We start from the raw sequence: 5,945 nt of genomic DNA, 5'->3' as shown, positions 1-5,945 counted from the left end.
GATTCAGCCGCTCGCCTTGCCTGAATCAATCAACTCCTGAATCTCGTCGTCGGAATAACCGCAATCCGCAAGCAGGGATCGTGTGTGCTGGCCCAGGGCCGGGGCTCCCTGCATCTCCTGATCTGGTGCTCCCGAGAACCGGGACGGCCCCCGGGCCTGGCGGACCTGCCCGGCTTGCGGGTGTTCGTAGTTTACTAGCAGGTCATTCGCCTGAACCTGTGGGTGGTCCAGCATCTGGGTGCGGGTGAGCACCGGTGCGCAGGGCACCTGTTCCTGCTCCAACCGGGCCAGCCAGTGTGCGGCGGAATCGGTTTTGATCACCGACTGGATCAGGTCCAGGCGGGCGTCGATGTTTTGCTGCCGCAACTCCGCCGTTCTGAAGCGTGGGTCTTCCGCCCATTGCGGCCGATCGACTGCACGGATCAACGCCTGCCATTCGCGATCATTCTGCACGGCAATGGTGATATAGCCGGTGGTTGTCTCGTAGATCAGATCCTGAAAGCTTGCTGCCTCCTGTTGCGGAAGCTCCCCATGAACAAAGGTTTGGCTGCCCATGTCCGAACTCCAGAGAAACGAGATGATGGCGTCCAGCATGGATAATCGGACATGCTGGGTTTTGCCGCTGCGTTCGCGGGCGAACAGGGCAGCGGTGATGGCCTGGGCGGCGGTAACGCCGGTGAGCTTGTCCGGCAGTATGGTTCTGACCAGTTGCGGGCGACGCCCGTCAGAGCCGGCCTGAACCGTGGCCAGGCCGGACAGCCCCTGAATCAGGGGATCGTAAACCGGGCGCTGGGAGTAGGGGCCGGTATCACCGAAACCGCTGATCGACACCATGATCAGGTCGGGAGCCACCTTGCGCAATTCCTCCTCACCCAGCCCCATCCGCTCGATAACCCCCGGACGAAAGTTCTGAACAAACACGTCGGCCGTTGCCACCAGCTTCAGCAGCGCCGCGCGACCCTCCGGCTCCTTCAGGTTCAGTGCCACCGACTTTTTGTTGCGGTTATTGTTCAGATACAGCGCAGACATATCGCCCTGGCGGTTGGCCGCGGAACGGGTGAAATCACCGCCGGCCGGATTCTCCACCTTGATCACCTCTGCACCCTGATCCGCCAACATCATGGTGGCCAGAGGGCCGGATATCATCGCGGTCAGATCAATAATGCGAACGCCGTCGAGAGGGCCGGTCATGTGGATGCTCCTGTTAGTGGCGGATTCAATTACCAGGATCCTACACGATATACGGCCATGAGGCAGGGCAGGAGTAAGGGATGAACGGGGAAATGCGGCTAGCGCGGTCGGGCAAACACCTGGGTCCAGAAAGGGGAATACTGCGAGCCCGGTGCCTCGACCCTCGCTGCACCTATTTCGGTGTATTCGGTGCTCATGATATTGGCGCAGTGTCCCGGGCTTGAAAGCCAGCCATCGACGACACGATCGACAGAGTTCTGGCCACTTGCAATATTTTCACCCACCGCCGACCAGCGGTAACCTCTGTCACTTACCCGCTTTCCGGTCTGAACACCGTCAGGGCTGGTATGGCTGAAAAACTCCAGCTCCACCATATCCCTGGAATGGGCCAGGGCGGCATCTTCCAACGTGCAGTCCCAGGACAGCGGCTCTGCGGCGTCAAAGTCCTGGTTGCCGCATTTTCGGGGCTCGCTGCGCGCCTCATTGACCCGATCCAGCATAGCCCGATCGGTTTCGTCCATCTCGCAGTCGCCGGCCACCACAAACCCCGGAGAAGTGAGAAGAACCAGCAGTGCAGGCGCATATGATGAAAGGGGAAATGTCGAAGTCATAAAATCTACCAGGTGTCGGGCCAGCCCCGGGTTTTAACATAAAACGGCAAGCGCAGGGAGCGGGGCCTGCGCAAAAAGTGATGTGGATCCATGGCGTGATCCGGAAGGCTTCGAGATATTACGTTCAGAATTGATTGAAGACTGTATCCGCCGAGGTTCCCTGCGAAATCAGCGCCGACTGAAAGGCCTTCAGTTCGTGATCGAGGCCAGGCGTTTGGTGGCCGACAATCCCATGAAGGCGCTGCTGGAGATTCAGGCCATGATGTATGAATCGTATCTCAGCCTGCAGCGGGTCTTGCTGGTTCAACAGTGCCCTCCTGAATCATCGGCACGTGCCGGTGCAAAAGTACTGCAGTTCCGGAATCGATAAGCCATTACCCGTCAGTTCCGGTTTTTAAGAACCGTATAAATCCGGGATGCCGCCCCATCCTGCGTCTCGTTTCCCACCATGTCCTCAAGCAGCTCGAGAACCCGTTTTTCATCGTTGCTACGAAGGCCAGGCCAATACACATAGGGCACCAGGTCCGGATTCCTGATGAAGAAGAGGGCAGTCTCTTCCGGATCCTTGTCGATGTCACCGCGCAGGCCCAGGGTGAAGCGGTCGCCACTGCTGTCTATCAGTGTTACCACCAGTGAATTGTCCCGCTCGATAAACCGGGTCTCCTCCACAGAAACAGGCTCCGCAAGATCGGGCACGGCGGTTATGTAGTACTGGAAGCCTAGAAACGCCAGCAGCAGCACAAGCAGCGCTCCCAGGGTAATGGACTTGAACATCAGGAGGATTCCGAATCGGTCAAAAGGGGGCGTATGGTAACTCTGGAAGGGGGCGTATACACCCCGTAGCGATAAAAATTCAGGCTGGAGCTCAAAGACGTCAACCAGAGTGTATCTGGCGATCTTGAATCAGCAGTTCCTCAAAGCCTTCCCGGTCTACTTTGACCCTTTGCATCCTGAACTCCTGAAAAGTCGACAACAAGGCTTCGGGTAACAAAGGAAGCCGGTGATTCGTTGATGTTGATGGGAAAAGCCTCACCTTGCAGGCTTCGCCTGTTGAAGACTGGAGGATGCTGAACAGGTCAAAAGGGAGGCGTGTGGTAACTCTGGAACGGAACGTACTGACCCCGAAGCGGTGAGAATTCAGGGATGGGCTGAGGCATTAGCTGGGCTTTTGATGCGGATATCTCGATATTGTTCACCAGAGTTTGAGCGCCGATCAGCAGGAACCCGGAAAAACCGAGGAGAACCAGCAGAGCAAGAGCTTGCGATGAACGGGGGAATAAGGACGTCATAGCACGCACCAAGTATCTGATCTGTCCCAGCCTGTTATGAAAAAAACGGCCTGCGCGGGAAGCGAGGCCGGTGCATGAGGGCATTGCGGGTCCATAGCCATTCTGCCAAAGAGGCCGCTAGGGCCCCCAATCCTGAGTTAAGATTGCGCCTCATCCCTGCGGCGCATGATGTGACGTCCTGTCCCGGCTGTTCCTTCGCCTTATCTGGGTCCACAATATGCCCTTGGCTTTGACGGGTCTGTTCGGTATCGCACGTAGTGTAAAAAAATGTAACTCAGCTTTGGTGAGGTCTTTTACGGTAATCTGGCCGATTACGTAGGCTGTCATTTTTGTTCTCTCGAGGTCTCAGAGTAATCAGCAGCGTAGATTAAATCTGCCCCGGTTTTTAAACCAATGCTCCATTAACAATAGCCCGCAATTCCTGTCGGACGGGGTAGGTCGATGAGGGAATCAGTTGCGTCAGGAAGATCACCACCAGCTCTTCCACAGGATCGATAAAAAAGTTGGTACTCGCCAGGCCACCCCAGCCATACTCGCCGACCGATCCGTTAATCTGGGATTTGGCGACGTCAGTCTTGACCGAAAAGCCCAGACCGAAGCCACTTCCGGAATAAGGTGTCTCGCTGAACGCACCGACAGAAAGGCCTGGCAGGTCCTGATTGCCGGGTAGGTGATTGCGGCGCATGAATTCCAGAGTCTTTCGGCCAATAATCCGCCGCCCGCCAAACTCACCGCCCTGACAGAGTGCCTGGGCAAAGTGGAAATAATCGTCAATGGTGGAAACCAGCCCGCCGCCGCCAGACAGAAACTTCCTTTTGTCCCGGAAAGGGGACGTGTGCGGATCGTCCTGCAGCTTGAACTGATCGACAGGATCGTACTGATAGCAGGCGGCGAAACGTTCAAGCTGATCGTCACGAACATTAAAGCCGGTGTCGGGCATGGCTAGTGGTTCGAAGATATGCTCGCGCAGATACTCATCAAATGGCTTATCAGCCAGCAGCTGCACCAGATACCCCAGCACATCCGTGCTGACTGAATAATTCCAGGCTGTACCCGGGGAGAACTCCAGCGGCAGCTCTGACAGATGACCGACGAAGGCTTCCAGCGTCATATCCCGGCTTCCATCCAGTTTCAGCTCCCGATGGGCTGCGTCAACGTTGGTGCGGTTCATGAACCCGTAGGTCAGGCCTGACATATGGGTAAACAGGTCGCGAATGGTCATGGTGCTGGTTGCAGGTGCGGTCAGGAAGTTGGGATAGACACCGCTTTTGTAAACCCGCATGTTCTTCCAGGCCGGAATATACTTGTGTACGGGATCATCCAGCAAAAACCGCCCCTGCTCATAGAGCTGCATCATGGCGATAGACGTAATCGGTTTGGTCATGGAATAAATGCGGAAAACCGTATCACGGCAGACCGGTTTGTTGCGCTCCACATCCATCAGCCCCTGAGCTTTCAGATAGGCAATTTCCCCACGCCGGGCCACCAGTGTCATCGCGCCGGGGAATTTCCCCGGCTGGATATAGCGGCGGTCAAGATGGTATTCAATGTGAGAAAGGCGATCTGGCGAAAGGCCAGTAACCTGTTTCGATTTCGTCATAGTGGAGGCATCGTCTTGTGTGGTTTTAAAGGGAGAACACTGACTTTCCTGAGAGGCTTGTTCGCGTCTCGGGCGCCGGTCTCATTTTGTATGTAGCGCCCTGTAGCGTTCCTCGAGTTCGGCACGAATTGCCCGGCGCTCCTTCCCGTTGGCAAATCGCCGGATCTGATCATCAGTATGTGGAACCAGCTGCGGCACGGCGACGGCTTTGCCGTTGTCATCAACCGCCACCATGGTAAAAAAGCAGCTGTTGCTATGGCGAACCGACTTGTCGCGGATGTTCTCGGCAACCACCTTGATGCCGATCTCCATTGAGGTGCGGCCGGTGAAGTTCACACTGGAAAGAAAGGTGACCAGCTCGCCCACGTGGATGGGTTGGAGGAACATCACCTGGTCGACGGACAGGGTAACCACATACGTCCCCGCGTAACGGCTGGCGCAGGCATAGGCGACTTCGTCCAGGTACTTCAGTAGGGTGCCGCCGTGCACATTACCGGAGAAATTGGCTTTGTCCGGCGTCATCAGGACGGTCATGCTCAGGCTTGTTGAATTGTTTTCCATGGCGTTTCTCTGGTGGTTTGCTATCCAGTATAGTTGCCCGGGTGCTGGCTGGTGACTGTACTTATTAATCGCCCTCGAAAGTCACCAGATCCACATCTGCTGCCTGGGTGCGTAACGGCACCAGAGCTCGATAAGCAGGGGAGTTGTGCCAATCAGCGACGGAGCCTGCATCCGGAAAGCGGATAACAACAGTATCTAAATCGGATGGTCATGAAAAATAGATGTGTCCCGGTTTAGTCACAGCTCCAGCACAAGATTTCTGCCACCAAGAAAAAGTACCCAAGCCGTTACCGCAGCCCAGTGAATGATCACCGGAATCCAGATAGACCGTGAAACCGCATAAGCATAGCCGCAGGTGACACCCATAGCCCCTACCATAACCAGAAACCACGGATTCAGAAACAGGGAAATAGCCGTGGGGTTGAACGCCAGCGCATTGAACGGATGCCACGCCACGAATACCAGCGTGCTGATAGCCACACTCCAGGCAGCCTTTGCGTGTCCCGACGCCAATATGTTTCGCGGTATCAGTACGCCCCTGAAGAAGGCCTCTTCGAGCAGCGACGGGAACACAAACAATATGATGGGTAGCACGGGCGTGATTGACGAATCCAGCCACCCGAATTGAAATAGACCGGCGCCGAAACCAACAGACACCGCTATGATTGCGAAGACTGGTACCAGTGCCCAGGC

General features: G+C 56.1%; 8 protein-coding genes. 1 reads left to right on the top strand and 7 read right to left on the bottom strand.

The genetic code is table 11. The annotated features are described in order from the left end of the window. Positions 1 to 3 precede the first annotated feature (3 nt). Both ACESMB_RS14315 and ACESMB_RS14310 read right to left on the bottom strand, forming a co-directional pair. Entirely contained in the window at positions 4 to 1,191 is a 1,188-nt protein-coding gene (locus ACESMB_RS14315; RefSeq protein WP_372971910.1) for a CaiB/BaiF CoA transferase family protein, read from the bottom strand. Positions 1,192 to 1,289: 98 nt separating this feature from the next. Then, positions 1,290 to 1,712, bottom strand: coding sequence for a CAP domain-containing protein (locus tag ACESMB_RS14310; protein ID WP_372971909.1), 423 nt, complete (start codon positions 1,710 to 1,712; stop codon positions 1,290 to 1,292). Positions 1,713 to 1,884: 172 nt separating this feature from the next. Here ACESMB_RS14310 and ACESMB_RS14305 point away from each other — a divergent pair, with 172 nt between their 5' ends. Continuing rightward, positions 1,885 to 2,172, top strand: coding sequence for a DUF3135 domain-containing protein (locus tag ACESMB_RS14305; RefSeq protein ID WP_372925373.1), 288 nt, complete (start codon positions 1,885 to 1,887; stop codon positions 2,170 to 2,172). An 11-nt stretch (positions 2,173 to 2,183) separates the two neighbouring features. On the opposite strand, the gene ACESMB_RS14300 is transcribed toward ACESMB_RS14305, so the two are convergent. The 5 genes from ACESMB_RS14300 to ACESMB_RS14280 form a co-directional block, all read right to left on the bottom strand. After that, complete coding sequence (locus ACESMB_RS14300; RefSeq protein WP_372971908.1) at positions 2,184 to 2,576, bottom strand: hypothetical protein; 393 nt, start codon at positions 2,574 to 2,576, stop codon at positions 2,184 to 2,186. Between the two features lie 900 nt (positions 2,577 to 3,476). Next, a complete protein-coding gene (locus ACESMB_RS14295) occupies positions 3,477 to 4,691 on the bottom strand; it encodes a serine hydrolase domain-containing protein (RefSeq protein ID WP_372971907.1) in 1,215 nt (404 codons plus the stop codon). Between the two features lie 81 nt (positions 4,692 to 4,772). After that, positions 4,773 to 5,252 (bottom strand): acyl-CoA thioesterase, encoded by a 480-nt coding sequence (locus ACESMB_RS14290; protein ID WP_372971906.1) that lies wholly within the window; start codon positions 5,250 to 5,252, stop codon positions 4,773 to 4,775. A gap of 64 nt (positions 5,253 to 5,316) precedes the next feature. Next, complete coding sequence (locus tag ACESMB_RS14285) at positions 5,317 to 5,436, bottom strand: DUF1330 domain-containing protein (RefSeq protein ID WP_372926753.1); 120 nt, start codon at positions 5,434 to 5,436, stop codon at positions 5,317 to 5,319. Between the two features lie 53 nt (positions 5,437 to 5,489). Then, positions 5,490 to 5,945, bottom strand: a 456-nt coding sequence (locus ACESMB_RS14280; protein ID WP_372971905.1) for a type II CAAX prenyl endopeptidase Rce1 family protein, incomplete at its 5' end; no start/stop codon positions are given.

Source organism: Marinobacter sp., assembly GCF_041686475.1.
Classification (GTDB): domain Bacteria; phylum Pseudomonadota; class Gammaproteobacteria; order Pseudomonadales; family Oleiphilaceae; genus Marinobacter.
This window is presented reverse-complemented; position numbering and strand designations above follow the sequence as displayed.